General features: G+C 39.2%; 2 protein-coding genes and 1 pseudogene. 2 read left to right on the forward strand and 1 reads right to left on the reverse strand.

Annotation, left to right across the window (positions count from 1 at the left end):
* Positions 1-201 precede the first annotated feature (201 nt).
* Positions 202-339 (forward strand): DUF3265 domain-containing protein, encoded by a 138-nt coding sequence (locus CIK04_RS08400; RefSeq protein ID WP_097353762.1) that lies wholly within the window; start codon positions 202-204, stop codon positions 337-339.
* Positions 340-442: 103 nt separating this feature from the next.
* Positions 443-784, forward strand: a complete 342-nt coding sequence (locus CIK04_RS08405) for a YkvA family protein (RefSeq protein WP_055045082.1) — start codon at positions 443-445, stop codon at positions 782-784.
* Positions 785-1255: 471 nt separating this feature from the next.
* On the opposite strand, the pseudogene CIK04_RS08410 reads toward CIK04_RS08405, so the two are convergent.
* A pseudogene (locus tag CIK04_RS08410) lies at positions 1256-1388 on the reverse strand (IS110 family transposase); the annotation flags it as partial.

A 1388-nucleotide genomic window follows, 5' to 3' on the forward strand; every position in this document is an offset into this window, starting at 1 on the left:
TTCATAATAAGCTAACTCTTGCTTGCGAAATGCGGGCTCGAGACCCAGAAGACTATTCGAGTGTGATGCTTGGAGTTCTATCTGATGTTCGTTCTTGTTATCGGTCTCTCAATAGAGGAGCCAGCGTTCAATCGAACTATCAGATAGAGAACTTTAGTTGCAGCTAAAGTCTGGGTCTCACCTTACCCTGATTCGTTAGTTATTATCCATACAAGGCGTTTAAGCGGGATTCATGCCGCGTGGCATTTTTGTTTTGCAGTGAGTTTTGGTGGTGAAAGTGGTCTGCGGAAGCTTGGTTTATGCGGCATTCACCCCTTAACGCAGCGTTATGTGATCTAGCTCGCCATATTTAGAGCATATTTCAATAATCGGTAATAATTAAATGAAGAAGCTTAGCTATTTGATTATCATATGTTTTTATTGTGATTATAGTGGCTGATTTATGGACAAAAATAACGAATATGCTTCTCAATTTAACGATGATAGTTTCTGGGATAAAGTTAAAGGTTATGCAAAAGCTGCCGGTGAAACGGTATTAGAACCAGCCCTTAAGCTTTATTACGCAGCAAGTGATTCTGATACTCCAGTATGGGCAAAAACCGTAGTGTATGGAGCTCTTGGGTACTTTATTTCTCCCATAGATGCAATTCCTGACATTACACCCATTGTTGGATATTCAGATGATCTAGGTGTTTTGATTGCTGCTACAGCTTCAGTGGCTGCCCACATCAAAGATAAGCATACTCAGAAAGCAAAAGAAACGCTAAAACAGTGGTTTGAGTAACGTTTAGGTTTTCACATAACAAACAATTTAAGAGCGATTCCCAACGCATGGTACTTTTCGTTCCATCGTTGGGTTTTGTGTTTTAGGTGGTATGTTCAAGTTTGTGGTAGCGTTGGTCACGCCTTAATTGGGCGTTATGCTTAATCACGTAAAATCAGTGGTTTATGGTTTTTCTTTGTTCCCTCGGCTTTTCAGTTTGGTGTTTGTCGGCAAGTTGGCTTCAGTGAGCGCTGTTTTCTGGACACTTATTCTTTGGCGCTAGAAATTCTGAGAGTTGCCTCAGTCAGAAATTTGATCTTAGGTTTTTGAGTTTTGACTGCCAAAGTTCAAAGTCTGATTTTCAAAATTATGAGTCATTTCTGTTTTCTACGTTTTGGTTTTTGTTTGTAAATCAAAGTCGAGTTAATCTTAATTCAATTAAAACGTAAGCCATTGAAGCTTAAGCATAACAAACGAGTATGGCGTCAATAGTTAATTTTTCGCCATATTTTCATTCCACATAGTTCCGTCTCTTAGCATTGAATTCAGGATCACAACCATCTTTCTAACACAGGCAATGATGGCTACTTTTTTGGGTTTTCCTGCTTCCAGTAATCGCTGATAT

Source organism: Vibrio sp. 03_296 (assembly GCF_002265885.1).

Bases quoted from the DNA above. Each gene is read 5' to 3' on its own strand.
- CIK04_RS08405 (WP_055045082.1), top strand. From the start codon at position 443: ATGGACAAAAATAACGAATATGCTTCTCAATTTAACGATGATAGTTTC.